Below are 23,382 nucleotides of genomic sequence, written 5' to 3'. Positions count from 1 at the left end.
TCATAATGAATGGAGAAGCAGTGCACATGGATTGTGTTGGTTTGATTCAAATGACTTCGGGCCCAGACCCTGACAGTAACCTTGATTATCTCGCCAAAGAGATAGCCAAATGTAAGGAGTCAGAAGCAAAATGGGTCGTGTGCCCAGAAAATGCATTGGTATTCGGTAGCAAAGCGGATTATCACCAGTATGCCGAGCCCCTAAATGATGGCCCATTGCAGAAGAAACTGGCTGAGTTAGCCAAGCTTCATCGCATTTGGATCGTTGTGGGCAGTATGCCGATAAGCACAGCGAAAGGTGTCACCACCACGACTTTGGTGATAGATGACTTTGGCAGCTTAGTGGCTCACTACGACAAGCTACACATGTTCGATGTGAATGTCGCTGATGCTCACAAGTGCTATCGAGAGTCTGATATTTTCACTCCAGGTGATCGAGTTGTGACAACGGAAACGCCTTTTGGTCACTTAGGTTTAAGTATTTGTTATGATGTGCGCTTTCCTCACTTGTATTCAGAGTTACGTAAGCAAGGCGCGCAGATCATCGTGGTACCAGCGGCGTTTACTGCGGTAACCGGTCAGGCGCATTGGGAAGCACTGTTAAGATGCCGGGCAATCGAAACACAATCGTGGATTGTTGCGGTAGGGCAAGGTGGTAAGCATCCTTGCCAAAGAGAAACATGGGGACACTCTATGGTGGTAGATCCCTGGGGAAGAGTGGTCGCACAGTTAGACCAAGAGCCTAAAAGTATGGTGGTCGAGATAGACACATCCAGTTGTGAATCCATTAGGCAAAATATGCCAATCACACAACACACTCGATTTACCAATCAATTTTAATTACAAACAAGAGCCATCTATGAGCATTAATCAAATTGAAGAAGCGCTACTGAACCCAACAGGGCTTACGGAGCAAAATATCGCAGATACATTGGCGAGCATTGCTACCCGCCAAATTGATTATGCTGATATCTACTTTCAGTCAAGCTGGCACGAATCTTTAGTGCTAGAAGACAGCATCATCAAAGACGGCTCTTTCAATATCGATTGCGGTGTGGGTGTTCGTGCAGTATCTGGCGAAAAGACCGGTTTTGCTTACTCTGACCAAATCCAACTCGATGGCCTTAAACAGAGCGCAATTGCAGCTCGTGGTATCGCGAAACAAGGTCAAAACGGTAAGGTGCAAGCTTTCAAACGCAACGCTAACCAAACTTATTATGATGCGGTAAACCCGCTAGCAAGCTGGGAAAAACAGCAAAAAACAGAACTTCTTAAGTCATTAGATGCTTACATTCGTACTAAAGAGCCTATGGTGACTGAAGTATCAGTGAGCCTAAGCGGCGTACATGAGCAGATGCTGGTTGCTGCGACTGATGGCACGTATGCTGGCGATATTCGTCCACTTGTTCGTCTATCAATCAGTGTACTTGCTCAGAAAGGCGATCGCCGTGAGCGTGGTAGTGCTGGTGGTGGTGGCCGTTTTGGTTACGACTTCTTCTTAAGCGATGACAAAGGTACTCAAGTTGCTTACCAGCTTGCGGATGAAGCGATTCGCCAAGCGCTTGTTAACCTTGAAGCCGTTGCTGCGCCTGCTGGTGCAATGCCTGTGGTTCTGGGTTCTGGCTGGCCGGGCGTTCTACTACACGAAGCGGTAGGTCACGGTTTAGAAGGCGATTTCAACCGTAAAGAGTCTTCAGTATTCTCGGGTAAAGTTGGCGAACAAGTGACTTCAAGCCTGTGTACGATTGTCGATGACGGTACATTGACAGATCTTCGTGGTTCATTGAACGTTGATGATGAAGGTGTTAACGGCCAGTACAACACGTTGATCGAAAACGGCATCTTAAAAGGTTACATGCAAGATAAGCTGAATGCTCGTCTAATGGGTGTTGCACCAACAGGTAACGGTCGTCGTGAGTCTTATGCGCACCTTCCAATGCCACGTATGACTAACACCTACATGCTGCCGGGTGAGCACACACCAGAAGAGATCATCGCGACAGTAGATAAAGGTATCTACGCACCAAACTTCGGTGGTGGTCAGGTTGATATTACGTCTGGTAAGTTTGTGTTCTCAGCTTCTGAAGCGTATATGATTGAAAACGGTAAGATCACTCACCCAGTGAAGGGCGCAACGCTGATCGGCTCTGGTATCGAAGCGATGCAGCAGGTGTCTATGGTTGGTAACGATCTAAGTATCGACCGTGGTGTTGGTGTATGTGGTAAGGCTGGTCAAAGCGTGCCAGTGGGTGTTGGTCAACCAACATTGAAACTAGACTCGCTAACGGTCGGTGGTACTGAGTAAATCAGGCTCGCTGTAGCAACAACAGCACAAAGATAGAATTGAAAAGCGCCTCCATTGTGAGGCGCTTTTTTTGTTTTTAAAGGAGGGGTAGTAGCAAAAAGCGATTACATGTTTTCTTCGGCAAACTCTGCCAGTCGGCTACGTACCACACCATTGAGGTGAATATTGGCGCTGCCTTCGAAGTTTTTAAAACGCTCAACCATGTAGGTTAAACCCGAAGTAACAGGGGTTAGATAGGAAGAGTCGATTTGCGCTAAGTTCCCTGAACAGACAATCTTGGTCCCTTCACCACAACGGGTAATGATGGTTTTGATTTGTGAAGCAGTCAGGTTTTGACACTCATCGAGAAGCACAAACGCATTCTGGATGGAACGGCCACGCATGAAGTTGATCGATTTGAACTGAATATTGGCTTTATCACAGATGTACTTCATTGACCCTTCGGTGCAGTGGTCATTTTTGTGCAGCGCTTCCAGTGTATCGGTCACGGCAGCCAACCAAGGCAGCATCTTCTCTTCCTCTGTACCCGGAAGGAAACCAATCGACTCGCCAATGTCAGGCGTGTTTCGGGTTACGATGATCTTATCGAACTGTTTACGCTCAATGGTTTGCTCAAGTGCTGCGGCCATCGCGAGCAGTGTTTTACCACTACCTGCCGCGCCCGTTAGGATCACCAGGTCAATATCCGGATCGAGTAGCGCATCAATTGCCATTCCCTGATAAATATTCTTGGGTGTGATGTCCCAGGCTCTGCGGTTCATCAAGCGTTCACGGCTTAAGTCTCTGAGTGTGACGGTTTCGGTATCGATCTCTTCCACTCTTGCTGCAAAGTCGCTCTCTTCATCAATCACATATTGGTTGAGGAAGGTAGGCTCGAAAGGCTCTCTTGCTAGCGTATGGAAGGTTTTACCAGCTAGGGTTTTACTTTCCACATTGTCGATACCATCCCAAAATGCGCCCTCAAGTTGTTGGAAACCTTTGGTGAGGTATTGGATATCATCAATCAGTTGGTCGGTTTGATAATCTTCAACGAAGCGTACGCCCGCGCCTTTTGCACGTAAGCGCATGTTGATGTCTTTGGTGATGAGAACCACTTCACGTGGCGCACGTTTATTTTGAAGGTAGAGAACAGCGTTGAGTATTCGGTTGTCGCCAGCCTTGTCGTCGGCAAAGGCTTTGATGCTTTCTTGAAGTTCGTAATCGGCGAGTATTGAGATACTGCCTGAGGCCTTAATGTCTTTGGTGAAAGGAATGCCTTCCGATATTTGGTCTGGTGTGGCTTCCCTGAATAAATCTTCGAGAGTTCGAATCGCAATTCTTGCATCTCTTGCAACGTCCCTCTTGCTGTCTTTGATTCTGTCTAACTCTTCTAGCACTGTCATGGGGATAACGACATCGTGCTCTTGGAAAGAAAATATAGCGAAGGGTTCGTGAAGTAGGATATTGGTGTCTAAAACAAATAGCTTCCGGTTGGTCTCGCCCATAGCATCTCCTTGCCGCGTGCGGCTTGCTTTGCATCGATTGAACGTAGATTAAGCTCACTTAAAGGTTAGTCTCTCATTCTGGTGATAGTCAACTGCTCACCTAAAGTTCCACGAGAGAAATATTGCCATATTGTGATCGGTGAATATGGCGTGTTCACTAACGGCAGCAATCTACTACCAATAGGTTAACCATGTTTTTTTGACAGTTTGATTGCATTGGCGAAAACAGAAAAAAAGCAGGAAATCATCGCCTTTAGACGTGACCTAAATCACAGCATCGAGTAAGATTAGCGACCTTTTTCTGCACCATTTTCTCGAGATATTTATTATCTAGAGCGCACTTAAAAAGTGGCTGCAAACTAGGCATTTTTGGCTATATTTTTAGTTCAAGAGCGGTAAGGTTCTTGTTTCAAATATCAGCTAAAAAGACCAAATTCCAACTATAAGATTGAGGTAGTCGATTCATGACATTTGCTTTGGGGCAACGCTGGATAAGCGATACGGAGAGCGATTTAGGTTTAGGTACCGTTGTAGCAATGGATGCTCGCACAGTGACACTAATGTTTGCAGCATCAGAAGAAAACCGTGTGTATGCACGTACGGATGCTCCCGTAACCCGAGTAACGTTTAATGTAGGCGATGTCATCGAATGCCAAGAAGGTTGGTCTCTGTCTGTCGAAGAAGTAATCGAAGATAAAGGGCTACTGACCTACCTAGGTACACGTGAAGATACCCAAGAATCAGAAGTGACTCTGCGTGAAATCTTCTTAAGCAATCAGATCCGTTTTAACAAGCCACAAGACAAACTGTACGCAGGTCAAATCGACCGTATGGATAATTTTGTGTTGCGTTACCGTGCACTAAGCAATCAATACCAACAGCACAAGAGCCCAATGCGTGGCTTGTGTGGTATGCGTGCTGGTCTAATTCCTCACCAGTTGTACATCGCTCATGAAGTGGGTCGTCGTCATGCGCCACGTGTTTTATTAGCTGATGAAGTTGGTCTAGGTAAAACCATCGAAGCGGGTATGATCATCCACCAACAGGTGTTGTCTGGTCGTGCGGAACGCATCCTGATCGTGGTACCTGAAACACTACAACATCAATGGTTAGTTGAGATGATGCGTCGTTTCAATCTGCACTTTTCTATCTTTGATGAAGAGCGTTGTATTGAAGCCTTTGCAGAATCAGATAACCCATTTGATACCCAACAATACGTTCTGTGTTCGTTAGATTTCTTACGCAAGAGCCGCAAGCGCTACGAGCAAGCGCTTGAAGGTGAGTGGGATCTGTTGGTTGTCGATGAAGCGCACCACCTTGAGTGGAGCCAAGACAAACCAAGCCGTGAATACCAAGTGGTAGAGGGCTTGGCAGAAAATACTCCTGGTGTGCTTTTGCTGACTGCTACTCCAGAGCAACTGGGCCGTGAGAGTCACTTTGCACGTCTGCGTCTATTGGATCCTGACCGCTTCTACGATTACGAAGCGTTCGTTGAAGAAGAAGATCAATACGCACCGGTTGCTGATGCTGTTACCGCACTATTCTCAGGCGTGAAACTTGAAGACAGCGCGAAGAATCAGATTACAGAGCTGCTTTCTGAGCAAGATGTTGAGCCTCTATTCCGCGTTATCGAAGGTGATAGCAGCGAAGAAGAGCAAGCATTAGCTCGTCAAGAACTGATTGATAACCTTATGGATCGCCATGGTACTGGTCGTGTTCTATTTAGAAATACACGTGCCGCTATCAAAGGCTTCCCTAAGCGTAACGTCAACCTACTGCCGATGGATATTCCAACGCAGTACACCACGTCGATGCGCGTATCAGGCATGATCGGTGGCAAGATGGCACCAGAAGCTCGTGCGATGAAGATGCTTTACCCAGAAGAGATCTTCCAAGAGTTTGAAGGTGAAGACTCAAGCTGGTGGCAGTTCGATTCACGTGTTAACTGGCTGATTGAAAAGATCCAAGACAAGCGTAGCGAAAAGATCCTAGTGATCGCATCACGTGCAAGTACGGCACTTCAATTAGAGCAGGCACTGCGTGAGCGTGAAGGTGTACGTGCAACTGTATTCCACGAAGGCATGTCGATTCTAGAGCGTGATAAAGCAGCGGCTTATTTTGCTCAAGAAGAGGGCGGTGCTCAGGTTCTTATCTGTAGTGAAATCGGCTCTGAAGGCCGTAACTTCCAGTTTGCTAACCAATTAGTGATGTTTGACCTTCCATTCAACCCAGACTTGCTCGAGCAACGTATTGGTCGTTTGGATCGTATTGGCCAACAGCGTGATATCGATATTCATGTTCCTTATCTGAAAGGCACATCACAGGCGATCCTAGCGCGTTGGTTTGATGAAGGCCTGAATGCATTCGCGGAAACGTGCCCAACTGGTCGCACGGTTTACGACAAGTACTCAGACGAGCTTATTGAAATGCTGGCTTCTGGTAACACAGAACAGCTTGATGAAGTGATCGAAGAATCAGCTAAACTAAATCAAAGCCTAAAAGCGGATCTAGAAAAAGGCCGAGATCGCCTACTAGAGATGCACTCAAACGGCGGTGATAAAGCACACGAGATTGCAGAGAAGATCGCATCAACCGATGGCGACACTAACCTAGTCACTTTTGCGTTGAGCTTGTTCGACACCATTGGTTTGAACCAAGACGACAAAGGTGAAAATGCGCTAGTAGTTACGCCATCTGAGCACATGATGGTACCAAGCTACCCTGGCTTACCTTATGAAGGTGCAACTATCACGTTCGACCGTGATACTGCACTTTCTCGTGAAGACATGAACTTCATTAGCTGGGAACACCCAATGATTCAGGGTGGTATTGATTTACTACTTAGCGAAGGGGTGGGTACTTCTGCAGTATCACTACTTAAGAACAAAGCGCTGCCGGTTGGCACTATCTTGCTTGAATTAGTTTACTTGGTGGATGCACAAGCACCAAAACGCAGTGGTATCAGCCAGTTCCTGCCTAAGACTCCGATTCGTTTGATGATGGATGGCCGTGGTAACGACCTATCTGCTCAGGTTGAATTTGATAGCTTTAACCGCCAGCTAAGCCCGGTGAACCGTCACCTAGCAAGTAAGTTAGTTAACTCGGTACAAGGCGAAATTCACAAGCTAATCGAAGCGGGTGAGGCACAAGTTCTTCCTAAAGTGGAAGAAGTGCGTCAGCAAGCGCAAAGAGATATGCAGACAAACCTGAACGGTGAACTAGAGCGTCTGCAAGCACTGAAAGCGGTGAACCCAAATATTCGTGATGAAGAGCTAGAAGTGATCGAAGCTCAGATTAACGAACTGACAGGCTACATCAGCAAAGCTCAGGTTCAACTAGACTCGCTACGCTTGATTGTGGTTTCTCACAATTAATATTAGCTAGTCCGTGAACAACAAATAAGGCCTTCATCATGAAGGCCTTATTTTTATCTCGAGTTTGTAGGTGGTAGTGATTGGTGGATTACATTAACCATTTCCACCAAACAAACATGGCCAAGAAACCAAATAAGTAAACTAAGCCTGCGACAGACAGCCATTTTAGTTTGCTACCAATGGCTAACGCTTCTGGAAGCTTAGCTTTATTCACCAAGATGAAGTTAAGCAGAGCGAAGAATGGTGTCGTTGCGAAAGCAAGTACCATTGCGAAATCGAGCATTGGCATTAATGCAGCGCTGAAGAACATAACAATCGCGAGTGCGGCGATAGAGACAATGATGATCCAACCTTGCAGCATGCGCGGGCTCGACTCTTTGTTGAGTAACAGACGTTGTGATTCCGCAAGTACACGAGAGTAGCCGTCGATAACGGTAATCGTGCTACCAAAGATGCAGAAGAAAGCGATAATGGCGATGAGTGGACGTGACCATTCGCCAATCGTTGACGCGTAAATACCAACTAACTGGTGAGTAAAGCCCACACCAGAGCGAGACAGTTCTACACCTGAACCGTGAAGTACGAGAGCACCCAAAGCGACAAACACTAACGCAAGCAGTGCTGTACCAATGTAGCCGACGTTGAAATCGAACAAGGCAGATTGAGCTGTAACTTCTTGCTTCTCTTTTTGGCTTTTTAGCCACATAGAGGTGATGCTTGAAATCTCAATAGGGGCAGGCATCCAACCCATGGTCACTACGATAAAGCCAATAGCAGCTAATGACCAAGGTGATGGTGGAACAAAAGCAGCACCCGGTTCGACAGGTGAGCCAATTGCAATGGCGACAGCAGCTAGAGTGGTGATCGTTAGGATCGCCATGATCGCTTTTGAAAGGGTGTCCAGAGCACGGTAATGCCCTGCAATTAAGATGATCAAGCAGGTCGCGAGTACGATCATACAAAGCGTACTGGTTGCTAGCTCAAAAGGAATGAAGTAGCTAAGCAAACTCGCACTAAACAGCAGTAGTGCGGCTGTGTTTACGACGGCTGAAATAGCACTTAGTATCGAAAAGATCACTAGGTAAGGGCGACCTAGGTTTGAGTAACCCTCAACCAAGCTTTGTCCAGTACCAAGTGTGTATTGGATACCGGCACGAAAGAATGGGTACTTGAATAGGTTTACTAGGATGATTAGAGCTGCCAGTTGCCAACCATAGATGGCTCCAGCTTTGGTTGAGGCAACTAAGTGTGAACCGCCGACAGCAGCAGCGGCCATCATAATACCTGGGCCAAGAGACTTAATTAAACTGGATAGGGGAGCTGAGGTTTTTGTTGTGGTTGTTTTAACCGTACTGTCCATCATGGTTCCTTTGATGTTGACTTGTTATTTTCCGTTACCCTATCAATACCATGTTTTGTAAAATCGTCAACTTTTATGTACGAAAACATTAAAAATTGTATTTATTAATAAACGAATTAACTGTGAATTATTTGTTCACTAGTAAATAAGAGGCTTCAATGGCGCTAGAGCAGTACACACCACCACGCGAACCTTGGATTGATATTGTTTATCAAGATGATGACATTCTGGTGGTGAACAAGCCTGCGGGGTTACTTTCAGTACCGGGCAGGTTGCCAGAGCATTACGACAGCATGTGGAGTCGTTTGGTCGAGGAGTTCGTTGATATTCAAGTGGTTCACCGCTTGGATATGTCGACCTCTGGCTTGATGTTGTTGGCTAAGCATAAGCAGGCAGAACGTCACTTGAAGAAGCAGTTCCAATATCGCCTGACACACAAATTGTATTACGCACGCGTATGGGGAGCAGTTGAACAAAAAGAAGGGTTGATCAATCAGCCACTCATCTGTGATTGGCCAAATCGCCCTAAGCAGAAAGTCTGTTTTGAAGACGGCAAACCATCACAGACTCGTTATGTGGTAGAGCAGCAAGAACCCCAAACGACTTTACTGAAGTTACTGCCAATTACCGGGCGTTCTCACCAATTGAGAGTGCACTGCATGGAAATAGGTGCACCGATTGTGGGCGATGAGTTTTACGCAACGCCAGAAGCGTTTGAATACAGTGATAGGCTAGCTTTACATGCGTGTGAGTTGAGCTTTTATCATCCAGCGAATAATCAGCTGTTCAAAGCCTTTGTTCCCTGTGACTTTTATCCTCAAGCATCCCCACAAATCGAACTGCACTTTGAAATTGCGTCTGAGCTTCCAGACTACAGTAAGCTAAAAGCTTAGAATGGACTGATTCATAGGTTTAACCAAGGAAGAAGAATGCCAACGATGAAAGTTGTGTTTCTCGATAGAGCGACCATCCCGTCTCAAATTCATCTAAAGCCTCTGAGCTTTGAGCATGAATGGGTGGAGTATGATTTCACGGCTCCTGAGCAAGTATCGGAGCGAGTTGAAGAAGCTGATGTGGTGATCACTAACAAGGTAGTGCTAAATGAGTCGAATCTAGCTGGTGCGAAAAAGCTCAAGTTGATCGCGGTTTCAGCGACCGGTGTCAACAATGTCGATTTTGAATACTGCAAATCTAAAAACATTGCAGTGACAAACGTGCAAGGCTACGCAACTCAATCTGTTCCAGAGCATGTCATCGCAATGCTATTCGCTCTTAAACGAAACCTTGTTGGTTACCATAAAGACATTGAGGCGGATGAGTGGCAAAAGGACAAGCAGTTCTGCTTCTTTACTCATCCGATTCAAGACGTGGCTGGCAGTACATTGGGTTTAATGGGCAGTGGTAGTTTAGGTCAAGCCACCGCAATGTTAGCCAAAGCAATTGGGATGAAGGTTATTTTTGCTGAGCGAAAAGGAGCGGATTCTTGTCGAGATGGGTATCTGCCTTTTGATACGGTATTGCAGCAAGCGGATGCGATCAGCCTACATTGCCCGTTGACTGATGCGACCCAAAATCTGATTTCAGAGCGAGAGCTGACTATGATGAAATCGAGCGCAGTATTAATTAATGCCGGACGTGGAGGTCTGGTAGATGAACAGGCCTTGGTTGAAGCTCTGAAGAATAATCAAATAGCTGGAGCGGGCATGGATGTGTTTACACAAGAGCCAGCTGACAACTCAAACCCACTGTTGGCTAATAGCCACTTACCGAACTTATTACTCACTCCACATGTGGCGTGGGGTAGCGACAGCTCGATTCAAAAACTGTCTGATATCTTAATGGATAACATTGATGGCTTTATCGCGGGTCGTCCGCAAAACATAGTGAATTGACTCTAAAGCTATATAGCATGAGTCAAAACAAAAAAGGTTGGCGTGTAGGCCAACCTTTTTAGATTGTGTGTCGATTAAATGACTTAACCTTGCGGTTTAACCACCAATACATTGATTGGTGAGTTCTGTACTACTTTGCTTGCAACCGAGCCAAGTACCACTTTGTCGATTTTCGAACGCTTATGGCTAGGCATCACGATAAGGTCGGCGCCAAGCTTTTCTGCGTAATCAAGAATCGTCGCGTAGGTTTTACCCTCAGCAACATGAACCTTGTAAACCACTTCATCGTCGATGTGTTTGTCAGCGAACTCTTTCAGCTGATTTTTAACATCTAGCTTCATTTGGTTCGCTGCATCTTTCGGGAAGTAAGACGCTACCATCGACATGTGAATGCCAGGTAGTACGTTCAGAATGTGGATTTCAGCATTGCTGTGTTTTGCGTGCCATACCGCCAGTTCGACTGCCTTATCAGAAAAGCCTTTGTCATTAAGATCAACAGGAACAAGGATTTGTTTATACATGTATTCGTCTCTTTTTAATCAGTGCTAAGTACTCACTTAGCACTGTAATTATCCTTTCCATGTAATAAAGCCGAATAGTGCTAAGCACTACTCAGCCTTATCCATTACGCGCTAATCTCATCCTTACGAGCACGTCTTCTTTGATTCATTGCTAAACCAATCAAAATGATCAGAGCTGGCAAGAATACCCACTCTTTCATTGGTCGATCTGCATCTTGGATAACGGATTTGATTTCCCAATCGAAATCAATACCAGCTGCTTCTGCAGGGCTACCGAACTCAACCATATCAACAATCATCTTGCCTTCAGATTCAGTCAGCATTAGACCCATAGAGGCAATACGATCTTCACTTGAGGTCGCAGAGTCTTCAAACGGCAGGCGAACAGTCTTTTCAGAATAGTCACCTTCTAAGTTTTCGCCACCCACTCTTAGTTCAAGTGATTGTCCCACATCTAGCTTTTCTGTGATTTGAGCAATCTCAACTCCAGGTGAAAGAACTTTCTCTGGGTAAATCATGTCCCACCAGAAGCCTGGGCGGAAGAAAGTGAAGGTCAATGCAATCAGCAGAACCGTTTCCCACCACTTGTTCTTAGTGAACCACCAACCTTGTGTTGCAGCTGCGAAGATAAGTACCGCAGTTACAGATGAGAAGATAGTCAGTGCTAAGTGCCACCAAGAATCAATGCCCATCAGCAGTAGCTGAGTGTTGAAGATGAACATGAACGGCAAGATTGCGGTACGGATATCGTAGGTGAAGCCTTGGATACCAGTGCGAATCGGGTCTGATTTCGCAATTGCCGCTGCAGCAAAGGCCGCAAGACCTACAGGAGGTGTGTCATCCGCAAGAATACCGAAGTAGAACACGAATAAGTGCACTGCAATCAGTGGGATGATAAGGCCGTGTGCAGCACCTAGAGTCACAATTACTGGTGCCATCAGTGTCGATACAACGATGTAGTTTGCTGTGGTTGGTAAGCCCATACCTAGGATCAAGCTGATTACCGCAGTAAATAGCAGCATAAGGATGATGCTACCGCCTGAGATAAACTCAACGAAGTCAGTCATTACAAGACCGATACCCGTTAGCGTCACCACGCCTACAACAGTACCAGCAGCCGCTGTCGCCACACCGATGCCGATCATGTTGCGTGCACCTGACACCAAGCTTTCAGCCAGATCAACGAAACCAGCTTTGGTTTGTTCTGCAAGATCGTCTGATTTGTTCATCAGAGTCATCAAAGGACGCTGGGTGATCAAGATGAAGATCATGAACACTGTTGCCCAGAATGCAGATAAGCCAGGTGAGAAACGTTCAACTGTCAGACACCAAACTAGTACGACGATAGGTAGTAGGAAGTGCAAACCTGATTTAATCGTTGGACCTGGATCCGGAACTTCTTTTAGATCTGCATCGATCTCCATACCGCCTTCTGCTGAGTATTTAGCAGAAACACGAACAAGAGCAACATAAGCGATCAATAGAGCCACAGTAACGATTGGTGTTGCTGCTTCGCCAAATACATCTTTCGTCCAACCCACACCGTAGTAAACCGCGGCACTGATAACACATAGACCCAAAATGGTCCCTGTGAAAGAGAGTAGGCTTTGTACAATAGTTGGCGTGTGACGACGAGGTAGGCCAGTCATGCCTGCTTTACATGCTTCTAGGTGAACAATGTAAATCAGAGCAACGTAAGAGATAAGAGCTGGCAATAGGGCTGCTTTGATTACTTCTACATATGAGATACCTACATATTCCACCATTAGGAATGCCGCAGCACCCATGATAGGCGGTGTAAGCTGACCATTGGTTGAAGCCGCAACCTCTACCGCGCCGGCTTTTGTACCAGGGAAACCAACACGCTTCATTAGCGGAATAGTGAAGGTACCAGTGGTTACCACGTTAGCGATCGAAGAGCCAGAAACAAGGCCAGATAAGCCTGATGCAACAACGGCTGCTTTCGCAGGGCCACCTTTCATGTGGCCAAGCAGTGAGAATGCGACTTTGATGAAGTAAGCGCCTGCACCCGCACGTTCAAGCATTGCACCAAACAGTACAAACAAGAATACGAATGACGTTGAAACACCCAGCGCAACGCCGAATACACCTTCTGTTGTTAACCACAAGTGCGACATTGCCTTGTTCAGGCTCGCACCTTTATGGGCGATAACGTCTGGCATATGTGGGCCACCAAAGGTGTAAAGTAGGAATACTGCTGCCACAACCATAAGAGGTGGACCTAAAGCGCGTCGTGTTGCTTCAAGCAGCAGAACCATACCAAATACAGCGGCAACAATATCGAATGTTGTTGGCGCACCTGAACGGCCAGCAAGCTCTGTATAGAAAATATAGATATAAGAAGCTGAAAAACTACCTGCAAGCGCTAATATCCAGTCGACTGCTGGGATGTAGTCCCGTGGCGAGTTTTTCATTGCCGGATAAGCGGTAAAAGCTAGGAAAATAGCAAAGGTGAGGTGAATTGCTCGAGCTTCGGTGTCGTTTAGAATTCCGAAATTAAAAATGAACGGCAGCGGAGATGCATACCAAAGTTGGAACAGTGACCAACATAGAGGCACAAACCATAAAATACGGCCTTGAATACCGCGAGGGCTACGCGCACCAGTGTCTGATTGTGCCACCATTTCTTGCACATCTGGAGACGGTGATGTTGTCTGCGTCATGTACTTTATCCTTATTATTGATGGTCTGCCTTTCTTACGAACAACGAGACGTTATTTCTTTCCTATCTAGTGTAGTGAATGGATAGGGAAATGCGTTTTTTGTTCGTCTTTGTCTTAGGCTTGATACGAAGGTAAGTTCGCCAAATTGGAGAAACTTAAAGGTTTGCTCTTTTCACTTAAGTTATTTTTATAAAACGTGAAAAGCCAATAAGGAGGACTGGCCTCCTTATTGGTGTAGTAGGCTTAAAGTAGAATTACTTTAGAAGGCCCACTTCTTTGTAGTATTTTTCTGCACCTGGGTGTAGAGGGATAGAGATACCCGCTTTCACCATGTCTTCTTTCTTCAGGTTAGCAAATGCTGGGTGTAGGCGTTTGAAAGTGTCAAAGTTTTCAAATACTGCCTTAGCAACGTTGTATGCTACTTCATCAGAGACGTCAGAAGTTGTTACCATAGTTGCTGCAACACCGAAGCTGTTTACGTCAGCATCTGTACCACGGTACATGCCTGCAGGAACTGTGCTGTATGCGTAGTATGGGTTTTCAGCTACGATTTTGTCGATTTGTGGACCTGTTGCTGAAACCAGTTTTGCATCACAAGATGTTGTTGCTTCTTTGATTGATCCGTTCGGGTGACCAACCATGTAGATGAATGCATCGATCTTGTTATCACAAAGTGCTTGTGAACGCTCAGAACCTTTAAGCTCAGAAGCTAGCTTGAAGCTGTCATTAGTCCAACCCATAGCGTCCATTACAACGCCCATAGTTGCACGGTCACCTGAACCTGGGTTACCAATGTTTACACGCTTACCTGCTAGGTCAGCAACGTTGTTGATGCCAGAATCGGTACGAGCGATGATGTTAAACGGTTCTGTATGTAGAGAGAACATCGCGCGAAGTTTCTTGTATTCGCCCTGATCCTTGAACTTACTTGTACCGTTGTAGCCATGGTATTGCCAGTCAGACTGAACAACACCGAAATCTAGTTCACCAGCACGGATGGTGTTAACGTTGTAGATTGAACCACCAGTAGACTCTACAGAACAACGAATGTTGTGGTCTTTGCGGCCCTTGTTCACTAGTTTACAAATCGCACCACCAGTTGGGTAGTAAACACCCGTTACTGAACCAGTACCAATTGTGATGAACTCTTGAGCGTTAACAGCGCCAGCGCCCATTACAGCAGCTGCAATAGCACCAACTTTGATAAGTTTGGTAAATGCCATGAATTTCCCTTCCTTTATTCATTATTAACCCTGAAACAAGTGTAGTTGTTTCTGGAGTTTCCTATTTGGAAACGGCACCTTTTTCAATCCATGTGATGAAAAAGTGTCTGAATAATATCAAAAATTGGCAGAAAATTACTCGAATGTTAAAAGATATAGCTAAAAAATCTAACAAATGATGCCTAGATCTTGTGTTTAATTCGCTACTGAGTTTTTTAAAATCAATGGTTTAGTGTTGCTGTGTGGGAGTGGGGGGAGATATTCTAGGATGTGATTTGGATCACGAAGCAAATAGATATTCGCGATCCATTTATACGGTTGATGATTATGAAACTATGAGCAATTATCCTGCGTATTCAAACAGCTCACAGACTGAGTCAAACAGCTGCTTTGTCGTAACAGATAACGTAGGAGTAATGAAGATCGTATCATCACCTGCGACTACGCCCAGTATGCCTTCCGACTTACCTAACGAGTCCAGTAAGCGAGCAATCAATTGTGCTGCACCAGGGCCAGTGTGTATCACAACTAACGCATTGTTGTGGTCAATATCTAGGACAAGTTCTCTCAAAGAGCTCGAAACTGTTGGAACGCCCAATTCTGCAGGAAGACAGTAAACCATCTCCATTTTTGCGTTACGAGTTCGAACCGCGCCAAACTTAGTTAACATACGCGAGACTTTAGACTGGTTGATGCTTTCAAAGCCTTCATGCTTTAAGGCATCAACAATTTCGCCTTGTGAACCAAAACGTTCTTCTTTTAGTAGCGCTTTAAAAGCACGAACCAAGTTGTCTTGTTTTTCTGTATTGCGCATATGTCATTCTTATTCATTAACAAAGATGTTTGCATATTCTCGCATACATATTCAATTTTAGCCAAAACAACCCGGTAATTTGTTAGTCATATCACTGTAAATATTTAATAGAATAATGTGTTATTTGCGATGACTTATTTTGTTATTTCAGTCGATTATCGCCATAATGCGAACTTGCTGTGTAGCACGGTTTTACTGACTTGCGCGAAGTCGCAAAGCTGGCGTTAATTGATTGTAATCACTTTGTGATTAATATAGTTTTTTAACTTTAAATTAGCTCAAGAATTACCCTACCAAGAATTTATAAGAGAAAGCTCTCAAGGAGAATAACAATGAAAGTAGCTGTTATTGGTGCCGCTGGTGGCATCGGTCAAGCCCTAGCCCTACTACTTAAGAATCGCCTACCTGCTGGTTCAGATCTTGCACTTTACGATATCGCACCGGTAACTCCAGGTGTTGCTGCCGATCTTAGCCACATCCCAACACCTGTTTCGATCAAAGGTTACGCGGGTGAAGATCCAACACCTGCACTAGAAGGTGCGGATGTTGTACTTATCTCTGCGGGTGTTGCTCGTAAGCCTGGTATGGATCGTGCGGATCTTTTCAATGTGAATGCTGGCATTGTTAAGTCTCTTGCAGAGAAGATTGCCGTTGTATGTCCAAAAGCTTGTGTTGGTATCATTACTAACCCGGTAAACACGACTGTGCCAATCGCTGCTGAAGTTCTTAAGAAAGCGGGCGTATACGACAAGCGTCGTCTATTCGGTGTTACTACTCTGGATGTGATTCGTTCTGAAACTTTTGTTGCTGAGCTAAAAGACAAAGATCCAGGTGACATTCGCGTTCCTGTTATCGGTGGTCACTCTGGTGTGACTATTCTTCCTCTTCTTTCTCAAGTTGAAGGCGTAGAGTTCACTGATGAAGAAATCGCAGCACTAACGACTCGTATCCAAAATGCAGGTACTGAAGTGGTAGAAGCTAAAGCGGGCGGCGGTAGTGCAACACTATCTATGGGCCAAGCAGCTTGTCGTTTCGGCCTTGCTCTAGTGAAAGCACTACAAGGTGAAGAGAACGTAATCGAGTGTGCATACGTTGAAGGTGAAGGCGAGCACGCACCATTCTTCGCTCAACCAGTTAAGCTGGGTAAAGAGGGTGCAGAAGCTATCCTTAGCTACGGTGAACTAAGCGACTTCGAGCGTAATGCTCTAGACAGCATGCTTGAAACGCTAAATGGTGATATCGAGATTGGTGTTGAGTTCGCTAAGTAAGCGAGGCTCTTCTCATTTAGCCAAATAGATGTAATAAAAGCCGACCTTATAGGTCGGCTTTTTGATCCTTAGATTCAGTCTATCCGTAATCTAGATTTTATAAGTGAGTGGAGTGCCGGGTATGAGCCGTATTCAAAAAGGTATGGATGTCCATTTTCATCTAGGTCGCCTAGGAAAGATCTTGGTTATCGATGAGCAAGAGCAGACAGCTCTGGTTGAGTCTTACAACAGCCATGAGCAATATGCAGTGCCGTTGGAAGAGCTAGAAGCGATCGATGCGCAGCTTCCGCTTTCTCTAGAGTCGAGTCGCTATTAAAGCGCTTTGGTATTCAAAGCCGAAAAACAAAAAAGAGCCATTCGGCTCTTTTTTCACAAGTAGGAATTTTTAATGAACTTACTTGCTGCGCTTCACGGCGAGGTGCGCAAGGGTAGTCAGAGCTTGCTTATATTCCGAGTCTGGCAGTACTGAAAGCTCAGCGATAGCTTTGTCAGCTTCTTCGTACGCTTTGTTGGTGGTGTACTCTAACGAGCCTGTCTCTTCCATAGCAGCAAGAATTTCGTTGAGCTTGTCCATACCGTTGGCTTTTTCAATCGCTTCACGAATCATACTTGCTTGCTCAGGAGAACCATTGTGCATTGCGTATAGAAGAGGCAAGGTTGGTTTGCCCTCTGCTAGGTCGTCACCAACGTTCTTACCCATCTCTTTGCCATCTGCTGTGTAATCCATCACATCATCAATTAGCTGGAATGCAGTGCCTAGGTATTTACCATAGTTTTGCATTGCCGTTTCGATCTCTGGTGAGGACTCAGTCAGAATTGCGCCAATTTGAGTTGCGGCTTCAAACAAGCGAGCTGTTTTAGAGTAGATAACCTGCATGTAGCTTTCTTCAGTGGTGTCTGGGTTGTTGCAGTTCATTAATTGTTGAACTTCACCCTCAGCAATCACGTTTACCGCTTCACTCATTAACTCTAGGATCTTTAAAGATCCTAGCGTAGTCATCATTTGGAATGAGCGTGTGTAAATAAAGTCACCAACCAAAACACTTGCAGCATTACCAAAGGCTGCGTTGGCGGTTGCTTTACCACGTCTCATGTCTGATTCGTCGACAACATCGTCATGAAGCAGAGTCGCAGTATGAATAAACTCAATAAAGGCTGCAGAGGTAATATGTGCTTCACCTTGATAACCAAGAGCGCGAGCAGATAAAAGAGCAAGCAAAGGGCGCAGGCGTTTGCCACCACCGCTAACGATATAAAAACCAAGCTGGTTGATTAAACTTACGTCAGAATTAAGTTGGGCTTGAATTGTTTCATTCACTTTTGCCATATCATTGGCAGTAAGCGTTTGGATAGCTTTAAAATCCATTGTTCATCCGGCTGAAGTTAGACCCTGTAAGGTTTATACGTTGTATTAATTGTTGAATAATACACTAAAAAACGTTGATTAATACATCGCTTAAGGGCATGATTGCCGCACTTTTCTTTGGCGAACAGGTTTTCGCCAATTTTTTAAAAATATGGCTTGTCATAGCGCCATGATTCCCGTAGAATCTGCGCCCTATTGATTAGTTTAGCGCACACCCGAGTTGTACAAATAACAACCATAGGCTGTGCGGAAAAAGCGGAGTAAAATATGTACGCTGTTTTCCAATCTGGTGGCAAACAACACCGAGTAAGCGAAGGTCAAACTCTTCGTTTAGAGAAATTAGACGTTGAAACTGGTGCAACTGTAGAATTTGATAAAGTTCTTCTTGTTGCTAACGGCGAAGAAATCGCTGTTGGTGCACCTCTTGTTGAAGGTGGTAAGGTTACTGCGGAAGTAGTACAACACGGTCGTGGCGATAAAGTAAAAATCGTTAAGTTCCGTCGTCGTAAGCACTCTCGTAAGCAAGCTGGTCACCGTCAGTGGTTCACAGAAGTGAAAATCACTGGCATTAACGCTTAAGTATTAGGAGAGTTTAACAATGGCACATAAAAAAGCTGGCGGTTCTACTAATAACGGCCGCGATTCAGAAAGCAAACGTCTTGGTGTTAAGCGTTTCGGTGGCGAATCTGTTCTTGCAGGTAACATCATCGTACGTCAACGTGGTACTAAGTTCCACGCTGGCACAAACGTTGGCATCGGTAAAGACCACACTCTTTTCGCTCTTACTGAAGGTAAAGTGAAATTTGCTGTTAAAGGTCCTAAAAACCGTAAGTTCGTAAGCATCGAAGCTGAGTAATTTAATCTTTAATTAGATTATATTTATAGCTTTAAAGCTGAATTCAAAAGCCCTGCCGATTCGGCAGGGTTTTTTATTTATAACGAGAATAAAAAAGTAGACGCTCTTGTTTAAGCTTTAACAAGTTCCAAGCAAAGAACCTCTCCTTATTTGTTCCTTGGTTGCAGGTCGGCCTAGATCTTAGGTGATCGATCTAAACTCGGATCTGCTAGAATTTATATCACTCCTTGATGAGTGGTAACGCAACGTAAGTGCGGAGTTAAAAAATGAAATTCGTTGATGAAGCGGTAGTAAAAATAGAAGCCGGTGATGGCGGTAATGGTACGGTGAGCTTTTGGCGCGAAAAATTCGTCGCTAAAGGTGGTCCTGATGGCGGTGACGGTGGTGATGGCGGTGATGTTTACATCCAAGCTGATGAAAACTTAAATACACTGATCGATTACCGTTTCCAACGTTTTTACAGCGCAGAGCGTGGTGAAAACGGTCGCGGCGGTAACTGTACGGGTAAACGTGGTAAAGACATCACGTTAAAAGTGCCTGTAGGTACTCGTGCTGTTGATATCCATACTAATGAAATCGTTGCTGAAGTTGCTGAGCACGGCAAGAAGGTAATGGTTGGTAAAGGTGGTTGGCACGGTCTTGGTAACACGCGTTTTAAATCGTCTGTTAACCGCGCTCCTCGTCAAAAGACAATGGGTACTAAAGGTGAAGTTCGTGAACTGCGTTTAGAGCTTCTTCTACTAGCTGACGTTGGTATGCTTGGCTTACCAAATGCAGGTAAATCGACCTTTATCCGCTCTGTTTCTGCAGCGAAACCAAAAGTAGCTGACTACCCGTTTACAACCTTGATCCCAAGCTTGGGTGTGGTGAGCGTGGTTCCTGAGAAGAGCTTTGTTGTTGCCGATATTCCGGGTCTGATCGAAGGCGCTGCTGATGGCGCTGGTCTTGGCATCCGCTTCTTGAAACACCTTGAGCGTTGTCGTGTTCTTCTACACATGATCGATATCATGCCGATTGACGGTTCTGATCCTATTCAGAATGCACTAACGATCATTGATGAGCTTGAGCAGTACAGTGAAAAAGTGGCACAAAAACCTCGTTGGTTAGTGTTCAACAAAGTTGACCTAATGCCAGAAGAAGAAGCAGACGAAAAGATTCAAGAAATCATCGATGCTTTAGGTTGGGAAGACGAGTACTTCAAGATCTCTGCAGTGAATAAGCTAGGCACTAAAGAGCTTTGCTTCAAGCTTGGTGAGTTCATGGAGAACCTACCACGTGAAGTGGAAGAAGTTGCAGAAGAAGAAAAAGTCGACTTTATGTGGGATGACTACCATAAAGATGCGATGAGCGGCAAAAATGTCGTTACTGAAGATGATGACGATTGGGATGATTGGGACGACGAAGAAGATGACGGCCACGTTATCTACGTTCGTGATTAATTGAGCCAATTAGATAAAAACCGCAATTAATATTGCGGTTTTTTTGTATCTAAATCATGAACAGAGTTTTATTGTTAAGGCAAAATTTACCTCTTAAGTATTAACGCCAATGGGAAGGAAATCATGGCATCAAAACAAAGAGCGATCTCAAGGCTCGTTGCTCAGTCAGGACAAATGTTATTAGCGCACGGTGCGGAAAGCACATTAGTTGGTGATATCATGCGCCGTATTGGTATTGCTTGTGGAGTCGACGAGGTCGAAGTTGCGCTGTCTGCTAATGCACTTGTTGTGACGACAGTAATGAATGATCACTGTATTACGACCACTCGAAGCTGCGCAGATCGTGGTATTAACATGCAAGTGATCACCGATATTCAACGCGTGTGTATCATGATGGAGAAAGGGATCCTCGATTATGGACTGGCGTATAAAAAGATCCAAAATATCAGCCCTGAGCGCTATAACCGTTGGTTAGTGGTTGTGATGATTGGCCTATCTTGTGCTTCTTTTAGTCGGCTTGCAGGCGGTGATTGGCAGGTGTTCATGATGACCTTTATTGCTTCTGCCTGTGGCATGATCGTCAGGCAAGAGATTGGTCATCGCCACTTTAACCCACTGCTAAACTTTGCAATCACAGCTTTTGTCACCACGACGATTTCTGCTCAAGCTGTCCTCTACAATATTGGTGGTCAGCCAACCATCGTAATGGCTTCATCGGTATTGATGCTCGTACCTGGCTTCCCACTGATTAATTCTGTTGCAGACATGCTCAAAGGTCACATCAATATGGGTTTGGCGCGCTTTACCATGGCAAGCTTACTTACTTTGGCGACTAGTTTAGGCATTGTTGCTGCGATGAGCCTATCTGGTGTTTGGGGGTGGGCGAGCTAATGGGTATCTTCGAACTGTTTTTAGGCTTACTTAACGATATGTTTTTTGCAGCGATTCCGGCTGTCGGATTCGCATTGGTGTTTAACGTTCCGCAACGCGCTTTAATTTATTGTGCTCTCGGCGGCTCTATCGGTCACGGTAGCCGTTATTTGATGATGCATTTTGGGATTCCAATTGAATGGGCAACCTTCTTCGCCGCAACTGTGGTTGGTCTCATAGGTGTGCATTGGTCGCATAAGTTGTTGGCTCATCCCAAGGTATTTACAGTCGCGGCTCTGATTCCTATGGTGCCGGGTGTATTTGCCTTCAAGGCAATGATTGCCATGGTTGAGATTAATAGGGCAGGATATAGCCCTGAGCTGGTTGCGATGTTGATGGAGAACTTTTTGAAATCGATGTTCATTATCGCAGGGCTAGCGGTTGGCTTAGCTGTGCCTGGGCTGTTATTCTACCGACGCAGACCTATCGTCTAGCATCCATTTTCTCAGTTAAGGACAGGACTTTCGATTTATGATCATCAGTATGATTGCAGCAATGGCCAATAACCGTGTAATAGGTAAAGATAATCAGATGCCTTGGCACTTGCCCGCGGACTTCGCATGGTTCAAACGCTCAACGATGGGGAAGCCTGTAGTCATGGGCCGTAAAACCTATGATTCGATAGGTCGTCCTTTACCTGGCCGATTAAATATTGTGATTAGCCGTGACGAGAACTTGGAAATTGAAGGTGTGACAACGGTTACCTCAATTGAAAAAGCTCTGGAGTTAGTCAGCGATGTTGAAGAGGTGATGATCATCGGTGGTGGTTCAATCTATGAAAGCTGCCTACCTAAAGCTGACAAGCTATACCTGACTTATATCGATTTTGATGTTAATGGTGATACTCAATTCCCAGATTGGGGAGAAGGTTGGAAGCAGAGCTTTAGCGATACGTATCAAGCGGATGAGAAAAACAAACACAATATGGAGTTTGTGATCCTCGAACGTTAAAGTTTATAAACGCTTGCGCTGCTTCACCTGTAGCGCAAGCTTCTCGTATCTCGTATCTCGTATCTCGTATCTCGTATCTCGTATCTCGTATCTCGTATCTCGTGCTTATAGCGCTTTTTGAGTAAAAAACTGTTTGTCTTCCCAACGAAGCGCAGTCAGCTCTCCTCCCCAAACACACCCAGTATCTATCCCTATCACATCTTTACCTTGATAGCCTTCAAGTGCAGCCCAGTGGCCAAAAACAACCGTTTTATTGAGCTTAATACGTTGTGGAAGGTCAAACCATGGCACTAATGGTTCATTAGTAATTTCACTTGGTGGTAGTTTGCATGCCATATCAAGCCGAGCATCGGTAAAGCAGAAACGCATTCTAGTAAGGCTGTTGATCGCATAGCGATATCGTTCAATATCGCGTAAATTTACGTCCCATAGATCAGGTGTATTGCTATACATATTTTCGATGAGCCACTGCCACTTGTCTGATTGTAATAGGGCGACGACTTCTTGGTTCTCTATGCGAGCTCGTTCAAGGTCCCATTGTGGCGAAATACCCGCATGAGACATTATGAACTCAGGATGTTCTTGAATTAACGGCTGCTGCCTTAACCATTCGAGTAGGGACTCACGGTCCTCAGCATCTAGGATAGCTTGCGTCCTATCTTTAGGCTTTGCTGGAAACAATCCTAGAGATACCGCGAGCAGGTGTAGGTCGTGATTGCCCAATACCACCTTTGCCGAGTCACCTAAACTACGAATAAAGCGAAGTGTTTCTAGAGACTTAGGGCCTCGGGCAACTAAGTCACCAGCGACCCACAAGGTATCGTGTTGTTGATTAAAGTTGATGGTTTCGAGCAATAACTGAAGTTCGTCGAAGCATCCTTGGATGTCTCCGACAATATAATTAGACACAGTATTT

21 protein-coding genes are annotated in these 23,382 nt (G+C 45.2%); 13 read left to right on the top strand and 8 right to left on the bottom strand.

The window, feature by feature from the left end; all coding sequences use genetic code 11:
- Window positions 1-26: 26 nt before the first annotated feature.
- Together L0991_11665 and tldD are read left to right on the top strand one after the other, a co-directional pair.
- The gene (locus L0991_11665; protein XGB63897.1) at window positions 27-839 is read left to right on the top strand and encodes a carbon-nitrogen hydrolase family protein; all 813 of its coding nucleotides are present in this window, start codon (window positions 27-29) and stop codon (window positions 837-839) included.
- Between the two features lie 19 nt (window positions 840-858).
- Window positions 859-2,304: a metalloprotease TldD gene (tldD, locus tag L0991_11660; protein XGB62059.1), complete on the top strand. Its 1,446-nt coding sequence runs from the start codon at window positions 859-861 to the stop codon at window positions 2,302-2,304.
- A gap of 104 nt (window positions 2,305-2,408) precedes the next feature.
- Here the strand turns inward: tldD and L0991_11655 are convergent, their stop codons facing one another.
- The gene (locus L0991_11655) at window positions 2,409-3,788 is read right to left on the bottom strand and encodes a PhoH family protein (GenBank protein XGB62058.1); all 1,380 of its coding nucleotides are present in this window, start codon (window positions 3,786-3,788) and stop codon (window positions 2,409-2,411) included.
- Window positions 3,789-4,252: 464 nt separating this feature from the next.
- On the opposite strand from L0991_11655, the gene rapA reads away from it, so the two are divergent.
- Window positions 4,253-7,162: an RNA polymerase-associated protein RapA gene (gene rapA, locus L0991_11650; GenBank protein ID XGB62057.1), complete on the top strand. Its 2,910-nt coding sequence runs from the start codon at window positions 4,253-4,255 to the stop codon at window positions 7,160-7,162.
- Window positions 7,163-7,250: 88 nt separating this feature from the next.
- On the opposite strand, the gene L0991_11645 is transcribed toward rapA, so the two are convergent.
- Complete coding sequence (locus L0991_11645; GenBank protein ID XGB63896.1) at window positions 7,251-8,522, bottom strand: divalent metal cation transporter; 1,272 nt, start codon at window positions 8,520-8,522, stop codon at window positions 7,251-7,253.
- A gap of 158 nt (window positions 8,523-8,680) precedes the next feature.
- Here L0991_11645 and L0991_11640 point away from each other — a divergent pair, with 158 nt between their 5' ends.
- The gene (locus L0991_11640; GenBank protein XGB62056.1) at window positions 8,681-9,415 is read left to right on the top strand and encodes a pseudouridine synthase; all 735 of its coding nucleotides are present in this window, start codon (window positions 8,681-8,683) and stop codon (window positions 9,413-9,415) included.
- A 36-nt stretch (window positions 9,416-9,451) separates the two neighbouring features.
- Window positions 9,452-10,414 carry a D-2-hydroxyacid dehydrogenase gene (locus tag L0991_11635; protein XGB62055.1) on the top strand — a complete coding sequence of 321 codons (963 nt, stop codon included), beginning with the start codon at window positions 9,452-9,454 and terminating at the stop codon, window positions 10,412-10,414.
- A gap of 83 nt (window positions 10,415-10,497) precedes the next feature.
- Here L0991_11635 and L0991_11630 read toward each other — a convergent pair whose 3' ends face one another.
- The 4 genes from L0991_11630 to argR all read right to left on the bottom strand — a co-directional run bounded on the left by L0991_11630 (window position 10,498) and on the right by argR (window position 15,656).
- Entirely contained in the window at window positions 10,498-10,935 is a 438-nt protein-coding gene (locus L0991_11630; protein XGB62054.1) for a universal stress protein, read from the bottom strand.
- A 104-nt stretch (window positions 10,936-11,039) separates the two neighbouring features.
- Window positions 11,040-13,619: a TRAP transporter permease gene (locus L0991_11625; GenBank protein XGB62053.1), complete on the bottom strand. Its 2,580-nt coding sequence runs from the start codon at window positions 13,617-13,619 to the stop codon at window positions 11,040-11,042.
- A 254-nt stretch (window positions 13,620-13,873) separates the two neighbouring features.
- Window positions 13,874-14,842 (bottom strand): TAXI family TRAP transporter solute-binding subunit, encoded by a 969-nt coding sequence (locus L0991_11620; GenBank protein XGB62052.1) that lies wholly within the window; start codon window positions 14,840-14,842, stop codon window positions 13,874-13,876.
- 343 nt (window positions 14,843-15,185) lie between these two features.
- The gene (argR, locus tag L0991_11615; protein ID XGB62051.1) at window positions 15,186-15,656 is read right to left on the bottom strand and encodes a transcriptional regulator ArgR; all 471 of its coding nucleotides are present in this window, start codon (window positions 15,654-15,656) and stop codon (window positions 15,186-15,188) included.
- 332 nt (window positions 15,657-15,988) lie between these two features.
- Between argR and mdh the strand changes: the two genes are divergently transcribed.
- Together mdh and L0991_11605 are read left to right on the top strand one after the other, a co-directional pair.
- Window positions 15,989-16,924 (top strand): malate dehydrogenase, encoded by a 936-nt coding sequence (gene mdh, locus L0991_11610; GenBank protein ID XGB62050.1) that lies wholly within the window; start codon window positions 15,989-15,991, stop codon window positions 16,922-16,924.
- A 121-nt stretch (window positions 16,925-17,045) separates the two neighbouring features.
- Window positions 17,046-17,240, top strand: a complete 195-nt coding sequence (locus L0991_11605) for a hypothetical protein (GenBank protein XGB62049.1) — start codon at window positions 17,046-17,048, stop codon at window positions 17,238-17,240.
- 78 nt (window positions 17,241-17,318) lie between these two features.
- On the opposite strand, the gene ispB is transcribed toward L0991_11605, so the two are convergent.
- Complete coding sequence (gene ispB, locus L0991_11600) at window positions 17,319-18,290, bottom strand: octaprenyl diphosphate synthase (GenBank protein XGB62048.1); 972 nt, start codon at window positions 18,288-18,290, stop codon at window positions 17,319-17,321.
- A gap of 267 nt (window positions 18,291-18,557) precedes the next feature.
- On the opposite strand from ispB, the gene rplU reads away from it, so the two are divergent.
- The 6 genes from rplU to folA all read left to right on the top strand — a co-directional run bounded on the left by rplU (window position 18,558) and on the right by folA (window position 22,466).
- Window positions 18,558-18,869: a 50S ribosomal protein L21 gene (rplU, locus tag L0991_11595; protein ID XGB62047.1), complete on the top strand. Its 312-nt coding sequence runs from the start codon at window positions 18,558-18,560 to the stop codon at window positions 18,867-18,869.
- Between the two features lie 19 nt (window positions 18,870-18,888).
- The gene (rpmA, locus tag L0991_11590; GenBank protein XGB62046.1) at window positions 18,889-19,146 is read left to right on the top strand and encodes a 50S ribosomal protein L27; all 258 of its coding nucleotides are present in this window, start codon (window positions 18,889-18,891) and stop codon (window positions 19,144-19,146) included.
- A 266-nt stretch (window positions 19,147-19,412) separates the two neighbouring features.
- The gene (cgtA, locus tag L0991_11585) at window positions 19,413-20,585 is read left to right on the top strand and encodes an Obg family GTPase CgtA (protein ID XGB62045.1); all 1,173 of its coding nucleotides are present in this window, start codon (window positions 19,413-19,415) and stop codon (window positions 20,583-20,585) included.
- Between the two features lie 123 nt (window positions 20,586-20,708).
- Complete coding sequence (locus L0991_11580) at window positions 20,709-21,476, top strand: threonine/serine exporter ThrE family protein (GenBank protein ID XGB62044.1); 768 nt, start codon at window positions 20,709-20,711, stop codon at window positions 21,474-21,476.
- Window positions 21,476-21,949: a threonine/serine exporter family protein gene (locus L0991_11575; protein XGB62043.1), complete on the top strand. Its 474-nt coding sequence runs from the start codon at window positions 21,476-21,478 to the stop codon at window positions 21,947-21,949. Before L0991_11580 ends, L0991_11575 begins: the two co-directional genes overlap by 1 nt.
- 37 nt (window positions 21,950-21,986) lie before the next feature.
- On the top strand, window positions 21,987-22,466 hold the full coding sequence (gene folA, locus L0991_11570; GenBank protein ID XGB62042.1) for a type 3 dihydrofolate reductase: 480 nt from the start codon (window positions 21,987-21,989) through the stop codon (window positions 22,464-22,466).
- Window positions 22,467-22,571: 105 nt separating this feature from the next.
- Here folA and apaH read toward each other — a convergent pair whose 3' ends face one another.
- A complete protein-coding gene (gene apaH / locus L0991_11565) occupies window positions 22,572-23,375 on the bottom strand; it encodes a bis(5'-nucleosyl)-tetraphosphatase (symmetrical) ApaH (protein ID XGB62041.1) in 804 nt (267 codons plus the stop codon).
- Window positions 23,376-23,382 lie beyond the last annotated feature (7 nt).

The organism is Vibrio chagasii (genome assembly GCA_041879415.1).
Classification (GTDB): Bacteria; Pseudomonadota; Gammaproteobacteria; order Enterobacterales; family Vibrionaceae; genus Vibrio.
The sequence above is the reverse complement of the archived record's forward strand: the minus strand, read 5'-3'. Positions and strand labels throughout refer to the sequence as shown.